The organism is Agrobacterium tumefaciens (assembly GCF_005221385.1).
Taxonomy (GTDB): domain Bacteria; phylum Pseudomonadota; class Alphaproteobacteria; order Rhizobiales; family Rhizobiaceae; genus Agrobacterium; species Agrobacterium tomkonis.
This window is the reverse complement of record NZ_CP039904.1, coordinates 420,842-443,953: the sequence shown is the minus strand read 5'-3', so window position 1 is coordinate 443,953 and position 23,112 is coordinate 420,842. Positions and strand designations below refer to the sequence as shown.

The 23,112-nt window shown below is 61.5% G+C and carries 18 protein-coding genes; 17 read left to right on the top strand and 1 reads right to left on the bottom strand.

The window, feature by feature from the left end; all coding sequences use genetic code 11:
- Positions 1-6: 6 nt before the first annotated feature.
- From CFBP6623_RS17205 to CFBP6623_RS17190, 4 genes are read left to right on the top strand one after another with little or no spacing between them, the layout of a single operon-like run.
- On the top strand, positions 7-1,086 hold the full coding sequence (locus tag CFBP6623_RS17205; protein ID WP_080842805.1) for an ABC transporter ATP-binding protein: 1,080 nt from the start codon (positions 7-9) through the stop codon (positions 1,084-1,086).
- A 38-nt stretch (positions 1,087-1,124) separates the two neighbouring features.
- Positions 1,125-2,849, top strand: coding sequence for an L-arabinonate dehydratase (araD, locus tag CFBP6623_RS17200; protein WP_046801400.1), 1,725 nt, complete (start codon positions 1,125-1,127; stop codon positions 2,847-2,849).
- Positions 2,850-2,859: 10 nt separating this feature from the next.
- Positions 2,860-3,657, top strand: coding sequence for an NAD-dependent epimerase/dehydratase family protein (locus CFBP6623_RS17195; protein WP_046801399.1), 798 nt, complete (start codon positions 2,860-2,862; stop codon positions 3,655-3,657).
- Positions 3,658-3,691: 34 nt separating this feature from the next.
- Positions 3,692-4,402, top strand: a complete 711-nt coding sequence (locus CFBP6623_RS17190) for a ribonuclease activity regulator RraA (RefSeq protein ID WP_046801398.1) — start codon at positions 3,692-3,694, stop codon at positions 4,400-4,402.
- A 3-nt stretch (positions 4,403-4,405) separates the two neighbouring features.
- On the opposite strand, the gene CFBP6623_RS17185 is transcribed toward CFBP6623_RS17190, so the two are convergent.
- Positions 4,406-6,757 carry a helix-turn-helix transcriptional regulator gene (locus CFBP6623_RS17185; protein ID WP_046801397.1) on the bottom strand — a complete coding sequence of 784 codons (2,352 nt, stop codon included), beginning with the start codon at positions 6,755-6,757 and terminating at the stop codon, positions 4,406-4,408.
- Between the two features lie 136 nt (positions 6,758-6,893).
- Between CFBP6623_RS17185 and CFBP6623_RS17180 the strand changes: the two genes are divergently transcribed.
- The 13 genes from CFBP6623_RS17180 (at position 6,894) to CFBP6623_RS17120 (ending at position 23,104) form a co-directional block, all read left to right on the top strand.
- A complete protein-coding gene (locus CFBP6623_RS17180; protein WP_006311992.1) occupies positions 6,894-7,922 on the top strand; it encodes an ABC transporter permease in 1,029 nt (342 codons plus the stop codon).
- Positions 7,922-8,803: an ABC transporter permease gene (locus CFBP6623_RS17175; protein ID WP_046801396.1), complete on the top strand. Its 882-nt coding sequence runs from the start codon at positions 7,922-7,924 to the stop codon at positions 8,801-8,803. The genes CFBP6623_RS17180 and CFBP6623_RS17175 overlap by 1 nt, the downstream gene beginning before the upstream one ends.
- A 4-nt stretch (positions 8,804-8,807) precedes the next feature.
- Positions 8,808-10,454 carry a nickel ABC transporter ATP-binding protein NikE gene (gene nikE, locus CFBP6623_RS17170; RefSeq protein WP_046801395.1) on the top strand — a complete coding sequence of 549 codons (1,647 nt, stop codon included), beginning with the start codon at positions 8,808-8,810 and terminating at the stop codon, positions 10,452-10,454.
- Positions 10,455-10,471: 17 nt separating this feature from the next.
- The gene (locus CFBP6623_RS17165) at positions 10,472-12,028 is read left to right on the top strand and encodes a hydantoinase/oxoprolinase N-terminal domain-containing protein (protein WP_062653078.1); all 1,557 of its coding nucleotides are present in this window, start codon (positions 10,472-10,474) and stop codon (positions 12,026-12,028) included.
- A complete protein-coding gene (locus tag CFBP6623_RS17160) occupies positions 12,021-13,154 on the top strand; it encodes a DUF917 domain-containing protein (RefSeq protein WP_004438394.1) in 1,134 nt (377 codons plus the stop codon). Before CFBP6623_RS17165 ends, CFBP6623_RS17160 begins: the two co-directional genes overlap by 8 nt.
- Before the next feature lie 43 nt (positions 13,155-13,197).
- Positions 13,198-14,793 (top strand): ABC transporter substrate-binding protein, encoded by a 1,596-nt coding sequence (locus CFBP6623_RS17155; protein ID WP_167379183.1) that lies wholly within the window; start codon positions 13,198-13,200, stop codon positions 14,791-14,793.
- 115 nt (positions 14,794-14,908) lie between these two features.
- Complete coding sequence (locus CFBP6623_RS17150; protein ID WP_046801393.1) at positions 14,909-15,985, top strand: DUF917 domain-containing protein; 1,077 nt, start codon at positions 14,909-14,911, stop codon at positions 15,983-15,985.
- Positions 15,982-17,520 carry a hydantoinase/oxoprolinase N-terminal domain-containing protein gene (locus tag CFBP6623_RS17145; protein ID WP_062653061.1) on the top strand — a complete coding sequence of 513 codons (1,539 nt, stop codon included), beginning with the start codon at positions 15,982-15,984 and terminating at the stop codon, positions 17,518-17,520. Before CFBP6623_RS17150 ends, CFBP6623_RS17145 begins: the two co-directional genes overlap by 4 nt.
- Before the next feature lie 45 nt (positions 17,521-17,565).
- Positions 17,566-18,510 carry an isoaspartyl peptidase/L-asparaginase family protein gene (locus CFBP6623_RS17140; RefSeq protein WP_046801391.1) on the top strand — a complete coding sequence of 315 codons (945 nt, stop codon included), beginning with the start codon at positions 17,566-17,568 and terminating at the stop codon, positions 18,508-18,510.
- 117 nt (positions 18,511-18,627) lie between these two features.
- Positions 18,628-19,533 (top strand): LysR family transcriptional regulator, encoded by a 906-nt coding sequence (locus CFBP6623_RS17135; RefSeq protein ID WP_046801479.1) that lies wholly within the window; start codon positions 18,628-18,630, stop codon positions 19,531-19,533.
- Between the two features lie 180 nt (positions 19,534-19,713).
- The gene (locus tag CFBP6623_RS17130; RefSeq protein WP_003511005.1) at positions 19,714-20,658 is read left to right on the top strand and encodes an ABC transporter permease; all 945 of its coding nucleotides are present in this window, start codon (positions 19,714-19,716) and stop codon (positions 20,656-20,658) included.
- Positions 20,655-21,473 (top strand): ABC transporter permease, encoded by an 819-nt coding sequence (locus CFBP6623_RS17125; protein WP_046801390.1) that lies wholly within the window; start codon positions 20,655-20,657, stop codon positions 21,471-21,473. Before CFBP6623_RS17130 ends, CFBP6623_RS17125 begins: the two co-directional genes overlap by 4 nt.
- Positions 21,470-23,104 carry an ABC transporter ATP-binding protein gene (locus CFBP6623_RS17120; protein ID WP_046801389.1) on the top strand — a complete coding sequence of 545 codons (1,635 nt, stop codon included), beginning with the start codon at positions 21,470-21,472 and terminating at the stop codon, positions 23,102-23,104. The genes CFBP6623_RS17125 and CFBP6623_RS17120 overlap by 4 nt, the downstream gene beginning before the upstream one ends.
- The last annotated feature ends 8 nt before the right edge of the window (positions 23,105-23,112 follow it).

Below are 23,112 nucleotides of genomic sequence, written 5' to 3'. Positions count from 1 at the left end.
ACGACAATGGCAAGTATAGAGCTTCGTCAGGTCAAAAAGACTTATGGTGCCCTCGATGTGATCAAGGGTGTCGATCTCGATATCAAACACGGCGAATTCTGTGTTTTCGTCGGCCCTTCCGGCTGCGGCAAGTCGACCCTGCTGCGCATGATCTCCGGCCTCGAGGAGCTGAGTGGCGGCGATATTGTCATCGGCGGTGATGTGGTCAACACGGTCCCGGCCGCAGATCGCGGGCTTGCGATGGTGTTCCAGTCCTATGCCCTCTATCCGCATATGACGGTGCGTGAAAACCTGTCCTTCGGGCTTGAAAATATCGGCACTTCCAAGAAGGATATCGCCGAAAAGATCTCCCAGGTTTCCAAGATGCTGCAGATCGACCAGCTTCTGGACCGGCGTCCCAAGGACCTGTCGGGCGGCCAGCGCCAGCGTGTTGCGATTGGCCGCGCCGTCGTGCGCGAGCCGAGCGTCTTCCTCTTCGACGAGCCGCTCTCCAACCTCGATGCGGAACTGCGCGTCGATATGCGTGGCGAGATTTCCAGCCTGCACCGGCGGCTCGGCAATACCATGATCTATGTTACCCACGATCAGGTGGAAGCCATGACCATGGCCGACAAGATCGCCGTTCTGCGTGCCGGTAAGCTCGAGCAGTTCGGCGTGCCGCTCGATCTTTATAATCGCCCGGCCAATCTCTTCGTGGCGGGCTTCATCGGCTCGCCGAAGATGAACTTCTTTGCCGGTGAAGTGACTTCGGATGCAACGCCGTCCCTGAAGATCGCGACCGGCGAATTGATCCCGCTACCGCAGGCGGGCTTTTCCTATAAGCCCGGCCAGAAGGTGACGCTCGGCGTCCGGCCGAACCATGTGGAGCCGGGTGATGGCGGCGCGCTGACCATGTCCGTGCGCACCGCCGAACAGCTGGGCGGCGAATCCTATCTTTACGGTACTCTTGGGGATGGCACGCGGGTGACGCTGCATCTTTCCGGCCAGACCTCGACATCGGCGGACGAAGTCATCCGCCTGTCGGCGCCGCTGGAACATATCCATCTTTTCGATACGACGAGCGGGCTGACGCTCCGGCAGGACTGACAGGCTTTTGGCGCAACCCGCAACGCAGGACCATTGACATGACCGATAAAAAACTCCGCTCCGACCGCTGGTTCGCACCCGATGACCTGCGCAGCTTTGGCCACCGCTCTCGCATGATGCAGCTTGGTTATGCGGAGGAGGATTTTGTCGGCAAACCCGTCATCGGTATCCTGAATACATGGTCGGAGCTGAACACCTGTCACTCACATTTCCCTGAAAGGGTGAAGGATGTGAAACGCGGCGTGTTGCAGGCGGGTGGCTTCCCCGTGGAGATGCCGTCGCTTTCGGTGGACGAGAGCTTCACCAAGCCGACATCGATGCTCTACCGCAACATGCTGGCGATGGAGACGGAAGAAATGATCCGCTCGCATCCGCTCGACGGCGTGGTGCTGATGGGTGGTTGCGACAAGACGACACCCGGCCTCGTCATGGGCGCGATCTCGGCCGGCGTGCCGATGATCTATCTGCCTGCCGGCCCGATGCTGCGCGGCAATTATGCCGGCAAGGTGCTGGGTTCCGGCTCTGACGCCTGGAAATATTGGGATGAGCGCCGTGCTGGCAACGTCACCGACGAGGAATGGCGTGGTGTACAGGGCGGCATCGCCCGCTCCGCTGGTGTGTGCATGACCATGGGCACCGCCTCGACCATGACCGCCATCACCGACGCCCTTGGCCTCACCCTGCCGGGAGCCTCCTCCATTCCGGCGGTGGATGCCGAACACCAGCGCATGTCGGCAGGTTGCGGCCGGCGTATTGTGGAGATGGTGGCAGAGGAGCTGACGCCGGACCGCATTCTGACCGCGCCTGCGTTTCGCAATGCTGCCATCGTCGCCATGGCGACCGGTTGTTCCACCAATGCCGTCGTGCATCTGATTGCCATGGCGCGCCGTGCCGGCGTGCCGATGACGCTGGACGAACTGGACGAGCTTGGCCGGGTAACACCGCTCATTGCCAATGTCCGCCCCTCCGGCAAAGACTATCTGATGGAGGATTTCTATTACGCAGGCGGCCTGCGGGCACTGATGAAGCAGCTCGAAAGCCGTCTCGACTGTTCGGCGCTCACCGTGACCGGTCGCAGCATGGGCGAAAATCTCGAGGGTGCGAAGGTCTATAATGACGACGTCATCCGCTCGCTCGACAATCCGGTTTATGCCGAAGGCTCGCTTGCGGTGTTGCGCGGCAATCTCTGCCCTGACGGCGCCGTCATCAAGCCTGCCGCCTGCGATCCGAAATACCATGTTCACGAAGGCCCGGCGCTGGTCTTCGACAGCTATCCGGAAATGAAGAAGGCGATCGACGACGAGAACCTCGATGTCACGCCGGATCATGTTCTGGTGCTGCGTAATGCCGGTCCGCTCGGTGGTCCCGGTTTTCCGGAATGGGGCATGCTGCCTATCCCCAAGGCGCTGATCAAGAAGGGCCATCGCGACATGGTGCGGATTTCCGACGCCCGCATGTCCGGCACTTCCTATGGGGCCTGCGTGCTGCATGTCGCGCCGGAAAGCTTCGTCGGCGGCCCGCTGGCGCTCCTGAAAACCGGCGATATCGTGCGTCTCGATCTGCCGCAGCGCCGGCTTGACATGCTGGTCAGCGAAGAAGAGATCGCTCGCCGCCGTGCCGGGTGGCAGGCGCCCGCGCCGCGCTATGAACGCGGTTATGGCTATCTCTTCTCCAAGCATGTCACGCAGGCCGATCAAGGTTGCGATTTCGACTTCCTGCAGACGGATTTCGGCCGCACCGCCGGCGAGCCCGATATTTTCTAAGGACGCCATCATGTTGAAGCGATTGCTCATCACCGGTGCTGGCGGCAAGCTGGGCAGCATGCTGCGGGGGCGGCTTGGCCATGTCGCCGAGACCATCCGCCTTTCTGATATCGTTGATCTCGGTTCACCCGCGCCTCATGAGGAACTCGTTCGTTGCGCGCTTGAGGACGAGCAGGCGGTTCATGATCTCGTGGGGGGCTGTGACGGCATCATCCATCTCGGCGGTGTTTCCGTCGAGAAGGCTTTCGATCCGATAGAGGCGGCCAATCTGCGCGGGCTCTACAATCTCTATGAAGCGGCGAGGGCACATGGCCTGCCGCGCATTGTTTTTGCTTCCAGCAACCACACGATCGGTTATTATCCGCAGGGCAAGCAGCTTACTCCCGAGACGCCTTTTCTGCCCGACGGCCTCTACGGTGTCTCGAAGGTTTTCGGCGAGGCGATGGCGAGCCTTTACCACTCCAAATTCGGCCAGGAGACGGCCATCGTCCGCATCGGCTCCTGCGAAGCAAAACCCACGAACTGGCGAATGTTGTCGACCTGGTTCAGCCATGACGATTTTGTCTCGCTGATTGAGGCCATATACCGCGCACCGAAACTCGGCTGCCCGGTCATCTGGGGCGTTTCCGCCAATGACGACAGCTGGTGGGACAATTCGCACGTGGATTTTCTCGGCTGGCAACGGCGCGACAATGCTGCGCGCTACCGGGCGGAAATCGAGCGCGATGTGCCGCGACCCGATCCCGAGGCGGCAATCGCAAAATATCAGGGCGGCATCTTCATAGACGAGCCCATTCACAAGACATGAAACACATCCATCCGGTCATTGCGAGGAGACTAAAATGAACAGCGAAACGCGGGAAAAACTGATGACGATTTCCGTCGCCACGCTGGCGACAGCGCTTTACAAGCGCGGCCTGCGAAACCAGGTCATACAGGGCGTACATCCGCTCGGCTATAAGGGCACGAACATGGTCGGCCCGGCGTTTACCCTGCGCTACATGCCGGCCCGCGAGGACCGCAACCAGCTTGTCGAATTCCGTAACCCTGCGCATCCGCAGCGGGTGGCGATCGAAACCTGCCCTCCGGGTCATGTGATGGTGATCGACAGCCGCAAGGATGCGAGCGCTGCCTCGGCCGGCGATATTCTGGTAACGCGCCTTATGGTGCGCGGCGGTGCCGGCATCGTCAGCGACGGCGGTTTTCGTGATGCCGCCACCATCGCCGAACTGGATATTCCGGCCTATCACACCCGGCCTTCCAGCCCGACCAACCTTACCAAGCATGAAGCCATCGAAATAAACGGACCTATCGGCTGCGGTGACGCCCCGGTCTTTCCCGGCGACATCATCGTCGGCGACGCCGATTGCGTCATCGTCATTCCCGCCGGCATTGCCGACGAGATCGCCACCGAGGCGGTGGAAATGACGGCTTATGAGGATTTCGTGGTGGAGCAGGTGAAGGCCGGCCAGACGATTATCGGGCTTTATCCCTGCACCAAGGATGAGCACCAGACGGCTTTTGCCGAATGGCGCAAGAAGAACAATCGCTGAGCCTCACAGCCAGCCGAGTGCTTTCGCCGCGCGGATCGCTTCCGCGCGGCGTTTGCAATCCAGCTTGCGGAACAGGTTGCCGAGGTGAAACTTCACCGTCACTTCCGAGATATTGAGGGTTAGGGCGATCTTCTTGTTCGACATGCCGCTGGCGAGCAGTTGCAGCATCTGCGCTTCCCGCTGCGAAAGCCCGCCATGCAGGGCGCGCGCCTGCGGTGAATTCACTGAAGCGGCGAAAATCGACAGCGCGGTGCGGACATCGGACGAGGTTTCGATGAAGCTGCGGATGCGGCGATTGTTCAAAAGCGGCGACAGGAAGACGCGCTCCTCCGACAGGACGCCATTGCAGCCAAGACGGGTTGCCGATTCAAGAGCGGTGAGGATATGGGCGCGTGCGGCGGCATTGTCGCGGCGCTGGTGCGCGGTATAGCTCTGCCAGATCCTCAGCGCGACCTTCTCACGATTGGTGACCTTGGGATTGGCGATCATCGCGTCGATCTGCCGGGAGAGATAGGCGCGCGGCGTGAAAAGATGCACCGCATCGCGCAGCCATGCCATGACATAGGCGATTTCGTCCCGGCGTGTCAGCCGGGAAAGATCCTCATGCGCACTTTCCACCCAGTTGCGGCCCATCGGCATGCGGATTGCCGAAAGCGTCGCGGCGGCATCCGCCCAGCGGTTGGCGTTCTGATAGGCGAGGGCCGTCCTGATTTCCATCATCGCATGGAATTGCAGCCCTTCCGAAAGATGGATCCACAAGCCATCGAGAAAACCGGGGCGAACGGTCATCGGAAAATGATCGATCAACACCTGTGAGGCGTAAAACAGGGCAAACTGCATCAGGCTCGGCCAGATCTCGGCAGCGGCGAAGTGATCGAATTCGTGCTCGACGAAATGCAGAAGGTCGCGCGGCTTTCCCGCCTCATAGGCAAGGCAGGCTTCCGCCAGCCGCAACATCCGGAACTCCTGCACGGCATCATGCGGCACCTGTTCCAGCCGTGCGCGCGCCTCCTGCGCCGCCCGGCGGGCCAGAAGCACATCACCGCTCATCAACCGCAGCACGATCTGGTGAAGATGGATGAAGAACTCGAGCAGGGGCTGCCCGCCCATCTTGCGCAGATAGATGAGCGCGCGGGCCGCTGCCGCCTCCGCCTCGCGGAAATTGCGGCGGCGGATTTCGAATTCCAGCAGCGCATTGTAATAGGCCGCCCATTTGCCGTGGTCGTCCATGGGATAATCGGCCATGAACTCGGCGAGACGCGTTATCACAGCGTCATTGGGGGTCAGGTCCTCGGCAATCATCAGGTTCAGCCGGAAGGTGCGGGCGGCGAAGGAAAACCGCGAACCACGGGCAAGCACCTTCAGCGGATCGAGATAATCCGATCCGAGACTTTTGCCGAGCAGATGGCGCACGCGTTGCAATTCACCCTGTTTCAGCAACGCGCGGGTGACGGCAAAGAGCACGGTTTCGTTCGCTGCGATCATATCTTGCGAAAACCGCATGATGATTTCGCGAAACCGGTCGACGCTGCTCCTGTAGATCAGCTCACGGCCATCGGCGCGCTCGAGGATTTGCGCGGCATGGGTCTCGTAACCGCGGTCCAGCAGCATAGCCATGGCGGCCAGCGAACGCCCTGCCTTTTCAAACGCCGATGCGACCTCCACCACAGCGCTGCCGGCCTGCAATGTGGCGAGGCGTTCTTTTGCCGCGACCGTCAGAAGCCGTATCAGCGTGCGGTGATCGTCTGGCTTTCCCGTCAGAAAGGGCGGCAGAAGCCTGGTCCAGTCCGCATCGGGCTCTGCAGAGGGATTTTCGAGCCAGAAGGACAGTTCGACCGTTTGGGCAGGGGAAAGATGCGGCAGATAGCTTTCCCGCAGGTAGTCGGCGCATAGCATTTCATCCGGCAGGCGCGCCAGCGACAGAAAGGCCGGCCATCCCGCATAATCCTCGAGTGCCAGATGCTTCTGTTCGGGCGGAAGGCCGTCCGCCTCATCTGGCCGTAAGGCAAGTTCGTCCGCCCCTATGGTGAGCGAGCCGCGATGCAGGATGTGCCGCGCCATGCCGCTGATCCGCTGGTCTGGCCGGCAGGCGATGACGACGAAACGCACCGACTCCAGAATGGGGGCGGGCATGCGTACCGCCCGTGCAAAGACTGGAACGTCCCAGAGCAGACAGCCATTTGTCACGTCGTCGCCTTGAGGCTGGTGCGTGCGGCATATCTGCGCTCCCAGTTCTTTTGCTAACATCTCCAGCAGCACGCTTTTTCCGGCACCCGCCGGCGCGCGAACAAACACCACGCCAGCGGTTTCACTGGCAATGCGGTGGCAGAGGCGGGGGCGGGGCAGGAGTGTCATCGGGAAAGGGATAGGGTATCCAGATATAAAAACCTATACTCATTCTTCAAAAAACTATACCTTTCGGCAATTGTTCAAACCGACATGTGGTGAAAACTTGTGCTCAGGCAACTGATGCACAAGGAACGTTCCACCGATGCAGCAACATCCGCTGGTCGCGATTTTGAACAGGCTCGGCGCTTTCGTGCTGGTCATGATCGCCCTGTCCATCATGATTTTCGCTTTGGCCCGTGTGGTGCCGGGCGATCCCGCCCGCATGGCGCTGGGGCCTGCGGCAACGCAGGAGCAGGTGGATGCGCTACGTGGCGAGATGGGTCTCGATAAGCCGCTGGCCGTCCAATATCTCGACTATATCGGCAACGCCCTGCACGGTGATCTCGGTTTCTCGCTGGTGTCGCAACGTCCCGTCACCACCGATCTGGCGCAGACCGTTCCGGCCACCGTCGAGCTGGTGCTGGTCTCGGTCATCTTCATGTTCGCCGTCGCCATTCCGCTGGGTGTTATCACCGCGCATTATCGCGACCGGCCGCTCGACCATATCGGCCGCATCCTCTCGCTCACCGGGGTAACGATCCCGAGCTTTCTCTTCGCCATCACGCTGCAATTGCTGGCCGCCCGGTTTCTCTCCGGCTGGCCGATCATCGGCAGGCTTGACCACGGGCTTGGCTGGCAGGGTGGCCCGACGGGCTTCATCCTGATCGACGGCACGTTGGCCGGACGGTTCGATGTGGTGCTGGATGCGCTGAAGCATCTCGCGCTGCCGGCCTTTGCGCTTTCCATGGCCGGCATCGGCCAGATCACCCGCATCACCCGCTCCTCGATGATCGAGAACCAGCGCAAGGACCATGTGCTGACGCTCCAGAGCTTCGGCGTGCCGGAGCGGGTGATCATCTTCCGTTACCTGCTGAAACTCTCCTCAATCGCGCCGCTGACGATCATGGGTCTCGAATTCGCGTCGTTGATCGGCAATGCCTTTGTGATCGAGATGGTCTTCGCCTGGGGTGGGTTTGCCTCCTACGGGCTGAACGCCATCCTGCAGAAAGACCTTAATGCCGTGACCGCCGTGGTGCTGGTGGCCGGCCTGTTCTTCATCGTTGCGAACCTGATCGTGGATGTCCTGATCTCGATCATCGACCCGCGCCTGCGCCGCAAGGAGGCTCGCTGATGGCTGATATGAAAATGCTGGAACCCACCGATCGCGGTTTAAGCGCCGGTTACATGATGTGGTATCGCTTCAGCCGCAATCCGGCAGCCGTCATCGGCTCGCTGATCCTGTTATCGGTGCTGGTGCTGGCGGTCTTTGCGCCCTGGCTCACGCCCTATCCCAAACATATCGGCGCCGTCGTCGATTTCCGCGCCCGCCACATGCCGCCGGATCTGGAACACTGGTTCGGCACTGACAAGGCGGGGCGCGATATCTTTTCCCGCACCATCTTCGGGCTGCGTGTTTCTCTCCTTCTCGTCATCGGCGTGCTCGGCATTTCGGTTCCCGTCGGTACGGTTCTTGGCCTGATCGCCGGCTATTTCGGCGGCTGGACCGAAAAAATCATCAGCGGCCTGACGAATGTGATGCTGGCCATGCCGCCTCTCGTCATGGCGCTGGCGGTCTCCAACCTCCTGGAACCGACGCTGACGAACGCCATGATCGCGATCACGCTGCTATGGTGGACCTGGCACGCGCGGCTGATCTATTCGGTGTCGAAGTCCATCGCCTCTGAAGACTACATCGAAGCCGCGCGTCTTGCCGGCGCCGGGCCGCTGCACATCCTCTTCCGCGAAATCCTGCCCAATTGCGTCTCGGTCATATCCGTCAAGACGACGCTGGATGCGGCTTTCGTCATCCTCTTCGGTGCGACGCTGAGCTTCCTCGGTTTCGGCGTCAAACCGCCGACGCCCGACCTTGGATCGATGGTTGCCGACGGGCGCCAGTTCATGCCGGATTTCTGGTGGGAAGTCCTCTGCCCCGGTGCGGCCGTGCTTTACGTGACGCTGGGTTTCAACCTGCTGGGCGACGGCCTGCGCGACATGTTCGACGTGGAAAGCTAAAACCATGACTGAACCGCTTCTCAAGGTCGAAAACCTCAACGTCACCTTCACCAATTACGGCCGCACCCGGCAGGTGCTGCGCAATGTCGCCTTCACGGTTGCTGCCGGTGAGCGTGTGGCGCTGATCGGCGAAACCGGATCGGGCAAGTCCGTCACCGCCAAGGCGATCATCGGCACCCTGCCGAAGAATGCCGCGATTACTTCCGGCGCCATCATCATCGATGGCCGGGATGTGCTCGCCATGCCGCGCAGGGAGCGTGAGGCGCTGAAGGGCACGGCGTTTTCGTTGATCATGCAGGACCCGCTGTCCTCCTTCAATCCGGTCTTCAAGATCGGCACGCATCTCGACGACGTCATGCGCTTTGCCGACAAGCGCGATGGCATCAATTCGTCGAAGGCTGCGCGTCGCACCCGTATCGCAGCGGTGCTGCGCCGGGTGCAACTTGCCGATACCGAGCGGGTGATGAATGCCTATCCGTCCGAGCTTTCGGGCGGCATGCGTCAGCGCGTGCTGATCGGGCTTGCCCTGCTGCACCAGCCCAAGCTCCTGATCGCCGATGAACCGGGCACGGCGCTGGATGTTACCACGCAGGATGAAATCCTTAACCTCATCAACCAGCTGGTCGCCGAAGAAAACATGGCGCTGTTGATGATTACCCACAATCTCGGCGTCGTGCGCAAGGTGGCGGACCGGGTCGTGGTCATGCACCACGGCGATATTGTCGAGACCGGTCCCTGCACGCAGATCCTGCATGCTCCTGCCGAGGATTATACGCGTTCGCTGCTGGATGCCGTGCCGCCGCTTTATGGCCCGCGCGTCACCGATCTGGCGCAGAGCGAGCGCTCGCCCATCGTCACCATCGAAGGGCTGAACAAGATTTACGGCAGGCGCAACGGTTATCATGCCGTGCGCGATGTGAACCTGACGCTGAAGGAAGGCGAGGTTTTCGGTCTGGCGGGCGAATCCGGTTCCGGCAAGACGTCGGTTGCCCGCATGATCATGGGCCTTTCGCGTCCCACCTCCGGCAATCTCGTCATCGACGCCTCGGCGCCTGAGCGCGGCAAGCGGCTGACGCAGATCGTCTATCAAAATCCAGGCACCTCGCTCAATCCGAAGCGCACGGTGAAACAGACGCTTGCCCTGCCGCTGAAATCCATCGGCATGGATGGGCAGGCGCGGGAAAGCCGGATGCAGGAACTGATGGGGCTGGTGCGGCTGCCGCAATCCTATCTCGGCAAATATCCGCATGAGCTTTCCGGCGGCCAGAAGCAGCGCGTGGCGATTGCCCGTGCGCTCGCGGCAGAACCGAAAATCCTGATCCTCGATGAGCCGACGGCAGCGCTCGATGTTTCCGTGCAGAAGACGGTGATCGACCTTCTGTTGCAGCTTCGCGAGGAGCTTGGCCTGACCTATCTGATGATCTCGCACGACCTGTCGCTGATGCGCAATTTCTGCTCGCGCATCGCCGTCATGCTGCGCGGCGAGATTGTCGAGGAGGGCGTGACGTCGGCGGTCTTCGCCGAGCCGGCCCATCCCTATACCCGCGCCCTGATCGCGGCCATCCCCGTCGTCACCGACGAGGAAGAACGTCTCAAACCCACCGTGACCGAGGAAGAGCGCATGCGCTTCCTCGTAAAAACGACTGATTGATGAAAGAGGAGCCTGACGTGTATCGCGTTGGAATTGACGTCGGCGGCACGAATACCGATGCCGTTGTGTTGCAGGATAAAACGGTTCTGGCGGGAGTGAAGGCCTCCACGACAGAGGATGTGACGTCCGGTGTCATCGAAGCCCTTGAAAAGGTCATCGAGGCGTCGGGCATCGACAGGGCGCGCATCGGCGCCGTGATGATCGGCACCACGCATTTCACCAATGCGGTGATCGAGCGCCGGCATATGGATGAGGTGGCCGCCATCCGTCTCGGCCTGCCGTCCGGCGCCGGCCTGCCGCCCATGGTCGACTGGCCGGATGATCTCCGGGAAATCGTCGGCAACCACGGTTATCAGGTGCGCGGCGGATACGAATTCGACGGTCGTGAGATTTCAGCCCTCGATGAGGATGAGATCGTCCGCATCGCCGCCGATATCCGCGCCAAGGGCCTGAAGGCCGCTGCCGTCACCTGCGTTTTCAGCGGCATCAACGATGCGATGGAACTGCGGACGAAGGAAATCCTGCAGGAGCGTTGCCCCGGCCTGCCGGTTGTCATGTCCAAGGATATCGGCCGTCACGGTCTGCTCGCCCGCGAGAGCGCGGCGATCATGAATGCCAGCCTGTTGTCGCTTGCCGACCGCACCGTCGCCGCTTTCGGCGAGGCGCTGAAGGCGGCGGGCATCACTTGCCCGTTCTACATTACCCAGAACGACGGCACGTTGATGGCGGCGGATGTGGTGCGTGGCTTCCCCGTGCTCACCTTCGCTTCCGGCCCGACGAATTCCATGCGCGGTGCGGCTTTCCTTACTGGTCTCAAGGATGCCGTCGTGGTGGATGTCGGCGGCACCACCTCCGATGTCGGCTCGCTGTCGCATGGCTTTCCGCGTCAGGCTTCCACGACGGTGGATATTGGCGGTGTGCGCACCAATTTCCGCATGCCTGACGTCTTTTCCATCGGTCTCGGTGGTGGTTCGCTGGTGGTCAAGGGCGACCATGGGCTGACCGTCGGCCCGAAATCCGTCGGTTACCGCGTTCGCCGCGATGCACTCTGCTTCGGCGGCTCGACCCTGACGGCAACCGATATCGCCGTTGCCTCCGGCAAGGCGGATGTGGGTGAGAAGGCGCTGGTCTCCAGTCTCGACAAAAAGCTCGTGGATGCGGCGGTCGACAAGATCAACGACATGCTCGAGGCCTGCGTGGAGCGCAGCCGCATCTCGTCGTCACCGGTGCCGGTGATTGCCGTTGGCGGCGGTTCCATCCTGATGCCGGATCGTATCGGTGACCTTGAGGTCATCCGGCCCGAGAATTTCGCGGTGGCCAATGCCGTCGGCGCGGCAATCGCGCAGATCAGCGGCGAGACCGACCGGGTCTTCTCGCTGGTGGACGGACGCACGCGCGAGAGCGCACTGGCAGAAGCAGAAGCCGAGGCGCGCGAGAAGGCGATTGCGGCCGGCGCGGTCGCCGAGACGCTGGAAGTGATTGAGCGCGAGGACATGCCGCTTGCCTACCTGCCCGGTAATGCCACCCGCATTCATGTGAAAGTTGTTGGAGAAATGGGAGCCAACCATGGCTGAGACACGCAAGCTGAAATATGACGAAGCGGCATTGCGGACGCTGACGCGGGAAGATCTCGACGCGCTGGAAATCGGTGCGGGCATTCTCGGCACTGGCGGCGGCGGCAATCCCTATCTCGGCAAGCTTCTGGCGTTGGAAGCCATGAAGGCCGGTTACGAGATGAAGATCCTTGCCACCGATGCCATCGAACCGGATGCGCTCTGCATGTCCATCGGCGGCATCGGCGCACCTGTCGTCGGCGTTGAGCGCATTCGCGAAGGCCGCGAGGGCCTGCGTTGCCTGCGGGCGATGGAGGAGCTGATCCGCACCCCGGTCGATGCCATCGTCTGCGAGGAAATCGGCGGTTCCAATTCCATGAATCCGCTGGTGACAGCGGCGCTCGGCGGCCTGCCGATCCTCGATTGCGACGGCATGGGCCGGGCATTCCCGGAAATGCAGATGACCACCTTCTCCATCTATGGCCACAGTTCCACGCCCTCGGTGATGTGCGATCTGCACGGCAATGCCGTCATTTTCAGCCATGCCGTTTCCGAGGTCTGGCACGAGCGCATGGCGCGCGCCTGCGTCGTTTCGCAGGGCGGCGGCGCGATGTTGGCGACCGCGCCGATGCAGGCGCATTACGTGCACCAGTATGGCATTCCGAAAACCTACACCAAGGCGATTGCCATCGGCGAGGCAGTGATCCGTGCCCGCAAGCAGCAGGAAGACCCGATTGCCGCGGTCTGCGCACTGGAAGGCGGAAGGCGCATCTTCAACGGCAAGATCACCGATCTGAAGCGCCACCTGCGCGGCGGTTTTGCTGTCGGTGATCTCACGCTGTCCGGCTTCGATGATTGCGCGGGCCAGACGGCGGGCGTCGCCATTCAGAACGAATTCCTGCTGTTTTCCCGGGATGGCAAGGTGGAAGTGACGGTTCCCGACCTGATCGTCCTGCTCGATGTCGATACGGGTTATCCGATCACTACCGAAGTGCTGCGTTATGGCCAGCGCGTGGCCGTTATCGCCATCCCCTGCCACGACCTGCTGCGCAGCGCCCGCGCGCTTGAGGTCGTCGGGCCGGCGGCATTTGGCTATCCGGACATTCCTTTCTCACCGCTGCCCGTCCCGGTCAGCAAGGCTGCCTAACCATAAGCGGGGCCAATGCTCCGCAATAAAGAGGAGAACGATAATGAAAATGCCTGTACTTGCTTCCCGTCTCGCCGCGCTGGCGCTCGGCACAGCGCTCGCGTTGCCGCTTTTTTCTTCTGCAGTCCTTGCGGAAGACAAGGTGTCAGTTGCGGTCAACACCATGCAGATATTCAGCTCGCTCGACCCTGCGAAGGTGACCGATTACACCGGCTACATGGCCATCGTGAACATGTATGACGGCCTGACCACGGTGAACGCCAAGGGCGAAATTGTACCGCATCTGGCGAAATCCTGGGATATTTCGCCAGACGGCCTGACCTACACCTTCCACCTGCGCGACGACGCGAAATTTCAGGATGGCACGGCGGTAAAGGCTGCCGATCTTGCCTGGTCGATCCAGCGTCTGCTCGGCATCAACAAGGGCCCGTCGAACCTCATCGTCGGCGTGCTGAAGCCCGAAAACGTCACTGCACCCGACGATGCCACGCTGGTCATGAAGATCGAGCGCCAGTTCTCGCCCTTCATGGCGGCGACGCCGCTGATGATGGCGATGAACAAGACGCTGATCGAAGCCAATGCCAAGCCCGAAGACAAATGGGGTGAGGCCTATGTTGGCGAACATTCCGCCGGTTTCGGCCCCTACAAGCTGGTCAGCTACAACCGCTCGGCCGATATGGTCATTGCCCGCAATGCCGATTATTTCCTCGGCTGGACCAAGGGCAAGCCGATCGATGAAGTGCGCTTCGTGCAGACCAGCGACGACGCCACCGTAAAGGCGCTGGCGGAAAAGGGCGAACTCGGCCTTTCCTCGCACGGACTTGGCAACGACACCTATGAATCCATCGGCCGCATGAAGGGCTACAAGCTGATCCAGACCCGCACCGCCGGCGGTTTTGTCATCAAGCTCAATACCAAGGTCTATCCGACCGACGACGTGCACGTGCGCCGCGCCATTGCCTATGCGACCGACTACAAGACGATCCAGGAAGTGATCTATCCCGGTTTCGACATGAAGGGTCCGCTCTCCGACGCCTTCAAGGATGCGCATAACGGCGATATCCAGCCCGGCGTCTATGATCTGGAAAAGGCCAAGGAAGAACTGGCGAAGTCGAAATATGCCGGCCAGAAGATCACGCTGGTCAACAGCTATGTCGCTTCGCTTGCCTTCGAGGCCGAAGTGGCGCTCCTTTTGCAGTCCAGCCTCGAGCAGATCGGCATCACGCTCGATATCAAGCCCGAGCCGTGGAACCGCATTGTCGAACTGTCCTCCAAGCCGGAAACGACGCCCGCATCGACGCAGGTGAACATCTCGCCGACCTACCCGTCGCCGGATGCGATGTTCTACAACCAGTACCATTCCAAAGCCTCCGGCACCTGGATGTCGATGGAATGGCTGCAGAGCGCGGAAATCGACGGGCTGATCGACAAGGTCCGCGCCACCACCGATGTCAGCGAACAGAACGCCACCTACAAGGAGCTGCAGACGAAGATCGTCGATCTTCAGCCTGACGTCTGGGCGGTTGCACCGAACCGCCGTTATGCGGCGAACAAGTGCCTTCAGGGTTACGAGTTCATTCCCATGCAGAGCTGGGATCTGAATTTCTCCAACTTCCATTGGGACTGCAAGGCGGAGTGATCTCCGCCTGATGAAAACCGGTCTCGCCGCAGGGCGGGGCCGATGAGACTTGGAACTTCAAAGGGAAGGAGCATCGCTTGCGCCGGAAAGGCTGCGGCATGCCCGAGGATGACGCATGATCCAGGAATTTTCCGAAGACGATATCGAACCTCTGGCCACCGGCGCCTGGATTCTGGGAACGGGCGGCGGCGGCAACCCCTATATCTCGACGCTCAACCTGCGCCGTCTTTATGCCGAGGGCAGGCGGGTGAAGGTCATGGATCCCATGGCGCTTGCCGATGACGACATGGTTGCCGTTGTCTCCAAGATGGGGGCGCCGCTTGTTGGTCAGGAGCGGCTGGGGGACCCCGTCCATCTCGCCCGCGCTGTCGAGGTGATGGAGGATTATCTCGGCAAGCCGTTCCGGGCGATCATGAGCGTGGAAATCGGCGGTTCGAATGCGCTGTCGTCCTTCCTTGCCGCCGCCATGCTCGACCGGCCGGTCGTTAATGCCGATGCCATGGGGCGCGCCTATCCCGAAGCGCAGATGACCTCCTTCGCCATCGGCAACCTGCCGATGTTCCCGTTGTCGCTGGTCGATGTGCGCGACAATGAGGTGATCGTCACGCGGGCGGCTTCGTGGAAATGGATGGAGCGCATCTCGCGCAAGGTCTGCACCGAAGTCGGCTCCACCGCCGCCACCTGCAAGGCGCCACGCACCGGCAAGGAAGTGAAGGAATGGGGCATTCACTACACCGTCACCAAGGCGACTGAACTCGGCCGCGCGGTGATGGCGGCGCGTCAACGCCATGATGACCCCGTTCAGGCGGTTCTCGACCATGAGGGCGGCAAGCAGCTGTTCCGCGGCAAGGTGGTGGATGTGGCGCGTGAAACCACCGGCGGTTTCCTGCGCGGCAGCACGACCATTGAAGGCATCGATGCGGATAAAGGCTCGCGACTGGAACTCGCCTTCCAGAACGAATGGGCGGTCGCCTTCCGTGATGGCCAGCCGGTTGCCATGACGCCGGACCTGCTCTGCCTTCTCGACACTATCTCGGGCAGCGCCATCGGCACGGAATCTGTGCGTTATGGCCAGCGCGTCACGGTTGTCGCCCTGCCGGCGCCGGAACTTTTGACGACACCTGCCGGCATCGCCGCCGTCGGCCCGCGCGCCTTCGGTTATGACATTGATTTCAGATCGGTATTCCCATGAAACGCATCGGTATTGACGTTGGCGGCACCAATACGGATGCCGTTCTGATCGATGGAGACACCATCGTCGCCTCCATCAAGGTTCCGACCACGCAGGATGTCCTGTCCGGCGTAAAGGCGGCGCTCGCCCATGTGGCGGGCCATGTCGGCGCGGCGGACCGGCCCATCGACGCGGTGATGATCGGCACAACACATTTCACCAATGCGGTGGTGGAGCGCGCCCGGCTGGAGCGGGTCGCCGCCATCCGCATCGCGCTGCCGACCGGTTCTTCGCTGCCGCCGATGTGCGACTGGCCTGGGGATTTGCACGAGGCCGTCAATCCGCTGATCTTCATGGTTCATGGTGGCCACGAATATGACGGAAGCCCGCTGGTGCCGATGATCCCGGATGAAATCCGTGAGGCGGCAATGAAAATCCGCGATGCGGGCATCACCTCCATCGCCATTTCCGCGACCTTCTCGCCGCTGACGACGGAGTGCGAGGTGCGGGCGGCGGAGATCGTCCGTTCGGTCATTCCCGATGCGCGCATCACGCTTTCCCATACGCTCGGCCGCATCGGGCTTCTGGAGCGGGAAAACGTCGCCCTCCTGAACGCAGCGCTGCAAACGCTCGGCAAGACTACGGTTCAGGCATTTTCAGATGCGCTGCGCGAAGCGGGCGTGAAGGCGCCGTTTTATCTGACCCAGAATGACGGCACCGTGGCACTTGCGGATGTGGCCGCCGCGAACCCCGTGCACAGCTTCGCTTCCGGCCCGACGAACTCGATGCGTGGTGCGGCCTTCCTCACCGGTCTTTCCGATGCCATGGTGGTGGATGTCGGCGGCACCACCTCCGATATCGGCTGCCTTGTCGGCGGCTTTCCGCGCGAGGCGAACAATATCGTCCATATTGGCGGGGTACGCACGCTCTTCCGTATGCCCGACCTTCTGCCTGTCGCCCTTGGCGGCGGCACCATCGTCGATCCGCAGACCGGAAAGATCGGCCCGCGCTCGGTCGGATATCGCATCCTGACGGAAGCCCGCGTGTTCGGCGGCGAGACGCTGACGACATCGGATATCGCCGTGGCCGCAGGCTTGATCGAGATGGGCGACAAGGATCGTGTGAAAGACCTCGACCCGGCATTCGTGCAGGCGACGCTTTCCCGTATCCGCGACATGGTGGCCGACAGTTTCGACCAGATGAAGACGTCTGCGGAAGATGTGCCGCTGGTTGCGGTCGGCGGCGGGGCGTTCCTGATACCGGAGCGGGTTCCGGGCGCATCCGAGGTGTTGCGTGTGGAAAATGCAGGCGTTGCCAATGCGCTGGGTGCAGCCATGGCGCAGGTTTCGGGCGAAGTGGATCAGGTCTTTTCCGGCTTGAGCCGCGACGAGGCCCTTGCGAAAGCAGAAACCGAAGCGCAGAACGCGGCGGTCGCTTCGGGCGCGGAGCGGGCGAGCCTCAAGACGCTTGAGGTGGAGGATATTCCGATCGCCTATCTGCCGGGCGGCGCGCGGCGGGTGCGGGTGCGGGTCATCGGCGATATCGCCTTTCATTGATGGTAAGAGGCCCTGCTTGTGGCGGGGTGACAGTGGAGTGAGGACATGACGAAGATCGCATTGGCCATTCACGGCGGTTGCGGCGTGATGCCGGAACACAGCATGACGCCTGCGGAATGGGAGGCGGCGCGCGACGATCTGGCGGCGGCCTTGCGGGCCGGTTATGGCGTGCTGAAGGCCGGTGGAACCGCGCTTGAAGCGGTTGAGGCGGCGGTCGTCGTCATGGAGGACAGCCCGCATTTCAATGCAGGCCATGGGGCGGCGCTGAACGAGAACGGTATTCACGAACTCGACGCCTCGATCATGGACGGCAAGACGCTGGCGGCGGGCGCAATCAGCGCATCACGCGCCATCCGAAACCCGGTAAAGGCGGCCCGTGCGCTGATGGCGGATGAACGTGCTGTCTATCTCACTGGAGAAGCGGCTGACCAGTTTGCGAAAGAGCAGGGGCTTGCCACCGAACCTCAATCCTATTTCACCACGCAAAAACGTATCGAGGCGCTGGCGGCCATGAAGGTCCATGCCGCCGCTGGAACGGAAGCGACGGAAAACGAAAAGCACGGAACCGTCGGCGCGGTGGCGCTCGATGCGGCCGGGCATCTTGCAGCGGCGACCTCCACGGGCGGCTATACCAACAAGCCAAACGGCCGGGTGGGCGATAGCCCGGTGATCGGGGCTGGCACCTATGCGCGTGATGGAGCCTGCGCCGTTTCCGGCACCGGCAAGGGTGAGTTTTTCATCCGTTATGTCGTCGGCCACGAGATCGCGTCCCGTGTCGCCTATCTCGGGCAGGATCTGGAGACTGCGGCCGGCGATCTCGTCCATAAGGATCTGGCGCCTTACGATATCGGCGCCGGTCTCGTCGCGATAGACGCCGAAGGCGGCATATCCGCACCCTACAATACGCCTGGCATGTTCCGCGGCTGGGTGACGCCCTCCGGAGAGGCGCGTGTTGCCACCCACGACAGGGTCTATGAGGTGGAACTGTAAGCGGCGGCCAGACGGGGCCGCATGACGGTGCTAAAAAAACCGGTGACATCAAGCGTCATCGGCGGCAAAACGTCTGAACCGAAACCGGCTCGTCCTTTCACCCATGGTGCTTGCCTCATGAATATCAAGCAGCTCGAAGTCCTGCGCACGCTTCTTTCCACCGGCTCCACCATCGCCACCGCAAAGGCCATGGGGCTCAGCCAGTCCGGTATCAGCCGGCTTCTGGCGCAGCTTGAGGCGGACCTGTCGCTGACGCTGTTTGCCCGTGACAAGGGACGGTTGATCCCAACGCCCGAGGCCGCACTTCTTGCCCGCGATGCGGAAAATGTGCTGCTTGCCGTTGATCGCATGTCCGGCCACGCCGAGGATTTGCGCAACGGCGCTGCTGGCCCGGAGATCGTCCGCATCGGCCTGCCGAGCAGCATGTGGGAGAATTTCGCGCCCGCCATGCTGATTGACTATGTCAGGGATTTTCCCGGCGTTCGCATCGAGACTTTTTTCGAAACGACGACCGCCATCAACAAGCTTGTCGGCGAGCGGGTGATCGATCTCGGTTTCCTGCGGATGGAAGGCGAGATTGGCCCGGGCATCGATGTCGAGCGTGTCGCGACCGGCAAAAGCGTCTGTGTGGTCCGGGAGGATCATCCCTTGGCCAAACTCGACGAAATTACCGTCAAGGACCTGCGCAATGTTCCGCTCATTTTGATTGGCCGGCAGCGGCCGAACCGCATGGCGCTCGATCAGGTCTTCAAGAAGGCCGGCGTCAAGCCGATGGTCAAGATCGAGACCCACACAAACAGTTCCGCCTGCGCCTATGTGGCGCATGGGCTGGGGGTGACGATCATCAGCAGCTTTTATGCCAACCTCTACCGGCATCTTCCCGTTGTCGCCCGGCCATTCGTTCCGCAGGCGACGCAGGAATTCGGTCTAGCCCGCGCCTCCGGTGCACCGTTGTCCATCGCGGCACAGGCGCTGAGCGATGCCTTGAAGCGGGAAATCCAGCTTTCGCAAAAAATCGACTGAAAACGGGATTTTGGGCGGAAAATCTCATTGTCCTCATCAGGATGAAACGCGCCGCCATTCTGCATAGATATATGACGTTTACGCATAATATTGCGCCTTATTTATCAATCCGTCATAGTCACCAGCAACGAAACCGATAGAGGCGGGATATCATTCCCCGCCATCAATCGTGGGGAACCGATGATAAGATTCATACTGAGCCGTCTTTTGATGGCGCTGCCGACGATCGCATTCGTGTCGATCACGGTTTTCGCGCTCATCCGCTTCATTCCGGGCGATCCGGCTGCCCTGATGCTGGGCGACATGGCGCAACCGGAACAGATCGAAGCCATGAGGACCGAACTCGGCCTCGACAAGTCCATGCCGCAACAATTCGTCATCTGGGCGGGTAATGTGGTGCAGGGCGATTTCGGTCGCTCCATCGTCAATGACGAGGCGGTGCTGCCGCTGGTCGTCTCGCGCTTCCTCGTCAGCGCCGAGATCGTCGTTGTCGCCGTGCTGCTCGCCAGCCTGATTGCGGTTCCTGCGGGCGTGATCGCCGCCTGGAAACAGAACAGCCTGACCGATCTCGCGCTGGTGGGAACGGCGACGCTGCTACTGTCCATTCCGACATTCTGGCTGGGTCTTCTGCTTCTCCTGTTTTTCGGCCTCAAGCTCGGCTGGCTGCCGGTGCTCGGATATGTGTCGATCAGCGACAATCTCGTCGGCGGCATGCTTTATCTCGTCCTGCCCGTCATGACGCTGGTGATCCATGAAATGGGTGTGCTGATCCGCATGGCGCGCGCCTCGACGCTGGAAGTGCTGCGGCTGGATTACATTACCCATGCCCGCGCCAAGGGCCTTTCGGAAAGCGCGGTTCTCTGGCGGCATGCCTTCAAGAACGCCTTTGGTCCCACCTGGACAATGATCGGCCTTATCCTCGGCAATCTTCTCGGCGGTATCGCCGTCATCGAGACGGTCTTCACCATTCCCGGTCTCGGGCGGTTGATGGTCGACAGTATTTTTGCCCGTGACTATCCCGTCATTCAAGGCTGCCTGCTGTTCGTCTCGCTGTCCTATGTGCTGGTCAACCTCTTCGTCGACCTGCTTTATCCCCTCTTCGATCCGCGTGTGGTTGCCGAATGAAAAAGTTCACACTCAACGGGCTTATCGGCGGCTTTCTCATCGCCCTCCTGCTCATCACCGCCGTGACCGGCCTGTTCTGGACACCCTATGATCCGATGAAGCTCGGTTTCGCCTCGCGTCTCGCCGCGCCCGGCCCAAGCCATCTTCTCGGCACCGACGAATTCGGGCGCGATGTTTTGAGCCGCCTGATGGTCGGCGCGCGTGCCAGCGTCTGGATCGGTTTTCTGACGGTCAGCTTCGCGACAATCTTCGGCACGCTGATCGGCCTTGTCAGCGGTTATGCGCGCGGCTGGGTGGATGGCGTCATCATGGCCATCAACAATGCGCTGCTCGCCTTTCCGGGCATTCTTCTGGCGCTCGGCCTGCTCGCGGTTTTCGGTGCCAACCAGTATGGCATCATCTTTGCGCTCGGCATCGCATATACGCCGTCCATGGCCCGCGTTGTGCGTGGCGCAGTGCTTTCTCTGCGTGAGCGGGAATTCATCGAGGCGTCGCTGGTAATGGGCAATGGTGAGATCTACACCATGTTCCGCCACATCCTGCCCAATTGCATCGCGCCGATCACGGTTCTTGCCACGTCCATGTTCGGCTGGGCGATCCTTTCGGAAAGTGCGCTGTCCTTCCTCGGCCTCGGCGTGCCGCCGCCGGCGCCCACCTGGGGCAACATGCTGGCCGCCGGCCGTCCCTTCATCCAGCAGGCCGTGTGGCTCGGGCTTTTCCCCGGTCTCTGCATCGCGCTGACGCTGCTTGGCATCAATCTTCTGGGCGATGCCCTGCGCGACAGGCTTGACCCGCGCATGAGAGGTCTCAAATGACGGACACTACACTTCTCACCGTTCGCGGCCTTTCGCTCGAAGTTGCCAGAACCGGCCATCGGGTGGTCAAGGATGTGTCCTTCGATATTGCCGCGGGCGAAATCTTCGGCATCGTCGGCGAAAGCGGCTCGGGCAAGACGCTCGCAACCCGCGCGCTCATTTCGCTTCTGCCACCGGCCATCGCCGTCACCGGCGGGTCGATCATCTACAAGGGGCAGGATGTCATGTCCCTGCCGGTGAAGGATCTTCGGCGTCTGCGCGGCGCGGAGATCGGCGTCGTGTTTCAGGAGCCGATGACCTCCCTCAACCCATCGATGACGATAGGCCGGCAGCTGGAAGAGGGCTTGATCCTTCACACGAAATTATCCCCGGAAGAACGCCGCGAGAAAATTCTCGACATGCTGCGCCGGGTCGGCATCCGCGATCCCGAAGGTGCGCTGACGGCCTATCCGCACGAGTTTTCCGGCGGCATGCGCCAGCGCATCATGCTGGCCTCGGTCATGCTGCTGAAACCCGCTTTGCTGATCGCCGACGAGCCGACGACGGCGCTTGACGCGGTCATCCAGCGTGATGTCATGGAGCTGATGGTGGAGCTGACGCGAGCGGAAGGCACGGCCGTGCTGCTCATCAGCCACGATCTACCGATGGTGGCGCGTTATACCAGCCGCATCGTGGTGATGGAAAAAGGTGCGATCGTCGAGCAGGGCCGCACCGAAGACCTGCTGGACGCGCCGCAGCATCCCTATACCAAAAAGCTGCTTTCCTCCCTGCCGTTCCGCGGCGAGCCGCGCGCCATCGACACGTCCAAGGCGCCGATGGTTTCGGCCCGCGATATCGTCGTCGATTATGCCGGACGCAAATCCCTGCTGAAGAAAGCCAAGCCCAAGCGGGCGCTGCACGGCGTCAGCATCGATATTCATGAGGGTGAGGTCGTGGCGCTGGTCGGCGGTTCCGGTTCCGGCAAGACCACGCTTGGCCGCACCATTGCCGGGCTCGTGCAGGAGAGCGAAGGGCATATCCGCTTTCAGGGGCGGGAGCGCAACGAGGACTGGAAGGACTATCGCCTGAATTGCCAGATGGTGTTTCAGGATCCCTATTCCTCGCTCGATCCGCGCATGACCATTCTGGCGCTTGTGGAAGAGGCGCTGCGCCTCGTTCCCGGTCTCGATCAGGCCGCCAAGCGCAAGCGGGCGCTTGAAACGCTGGAAGAGGTGGGGTTGGACGCAGATTACGCGACCCGTTACCCGCACGAACTTTCCGGCGGCCAGCGCCAGCGCGTGGCCATTGCCCGCGCCATTGCCCGTCGTCCGCGGTTCTTGATCGCCGACGAGCCGGTCTCGGCGCTCGACGTGACGGTGCGGGCGCAGGTGCTCGATCTCTTTTCCGATCTGCAGAAACGTTACGGTTTTTCCTGCCTGTTCATCAGCCACGATCTCGGTGTGGTGGAGCAGGTGGCGGACCGTGTCGTTGTCATGCAGGACGGTCGCATCATCGAAGAGGGTGACCGCGACACGATTTTCGACAGTCCGAGAGAGGCTTATACGCGCCGGCTGCTCTCGGCCATTCCCGCCCTCGACCAGAATGAAAAGGGCGGCGTGACACTGAAATGGCGTCTGGAAGATGAAGTTTAACAGGAAGA

Bases quoted from the DNA above. Each gene is read 5' to 3' on its own strand.
- CFBP6623_RS17180 (WP_006311992.1), top strand. From the start codon at position 6,894: ATGCAGCAACATCCGCTGGTCGCGATTTTGAACAGGCTCGGCGCTTTC.
- CFBP6623_RS17140 (WP_046801391.1), top strand. From the start codon at position 17,566: ATGACGAAGATCGCATTGGCCATTCACGGCGGTTGCGGCGTGATGCCG.
- nikE (WP_046801395.1), top strand. From the start codon at position 8,808: ATGACTGAACCGCTTCTCAAGGTCGAAAACCTCAACGTCACCTTCACC.
- araD (WP_046801400.1), top strand. From the start codon at position 1,125: ATGACCGATAAAAAACTCCGCTCCGACCGCTGGTTCGCACCCGATGAC.
- CFBP6623_RS17195 (WP_046801399.1), top strand. From the start codon at position 2,860: ATGTTGAAGCGATTGCTCATCACCGGTGCTGGCGGCAAGCTGGGCAGC.
- CFBP6623_RS17160 (WP_004438394.1), top strand. From the start codon at position 12,021: ATGGCTGAGACACGCAAGCTGAAATATGACGAAGCGGCATTGCGGACG.
- CFBP6623_RS17205 (WP_080842805.1), top strand. From the start codon at position 7: ATGGCAAGTATAGAGCTTCGTCAGGTCAAAAAGACTTATGGTGCCCTC.
- CFBP6623_RS17155 (WP_167379183.1), top strand. From the start codon at position 13,198: ATGAAAATGCCTGTACTTGCTTCCCGTCTCGCCGCGCTGGCGCTCGGC.
- CFBP6623_RS17190 (WP_046801398.1), top strand. From the start codon at position 3,692: ATGAACAGCGAAACGCGGGAAAAACTGATGACGATTTCCGTCGCCACG.
- CFBP6623_RS17130 (WP_003511005.1), top strand. From the start codon at position 19,714: ATGATAAGATTCATACTGAGCCGTCTTTTGATGGCGCTGCCGACGATC.
- CFBP6623_RS17120 (WP_046801389.1), top strand. From the start codon at position 21,470: ATGACGGACACTACACTTCTCACCGTTCGCGGCCTTTCGCTCGAAGTT.
- CFBP6623_RS17145 (WP_062653061.1), top strand. From the start codon at position 15,982: ATGAAACGCATCGGTATTGACGTTGGCGGCACCAATACGGATGCCGTT.
- CFBP6623_RS17135 (WP_046801479.1), top strand. From the start codon at position 18,628: ATGAATATCAAGCAGCTCGAAGTCCTGCGCACGCTTCTTTCCACCGGC.
- CFBP6623_RS17175 (WP_046801396.1), top strand. From the start codon at position 7,922: ATGGCTGATATGAAAATGCTGGAACCCACCGATCGCGGTTTAAGCGCC.
- CFBP6623_RS17185 (WP_046801397.1), bottom strand. From the start codon at position 6,757: ATGACACTCCTGCCCCGCCCCCGCCTCTGCCACCGCATTGCCAGTGAA.
- CFBP6623_RS17125 (WP_046801390.1), top strand. From the start codon at position 20,655: ATGAAAAAGTTCACACTCAACGGGCTTATCGGCGGCTTTCTCATCGCC.
- CFBP6623_RS17150 (WP_046801393.1), top strand. From the start codon at position 14,909: ATGATCCAGGAATTTTCCGAAGACGATATCGAACCTCTGGCCACCGGC.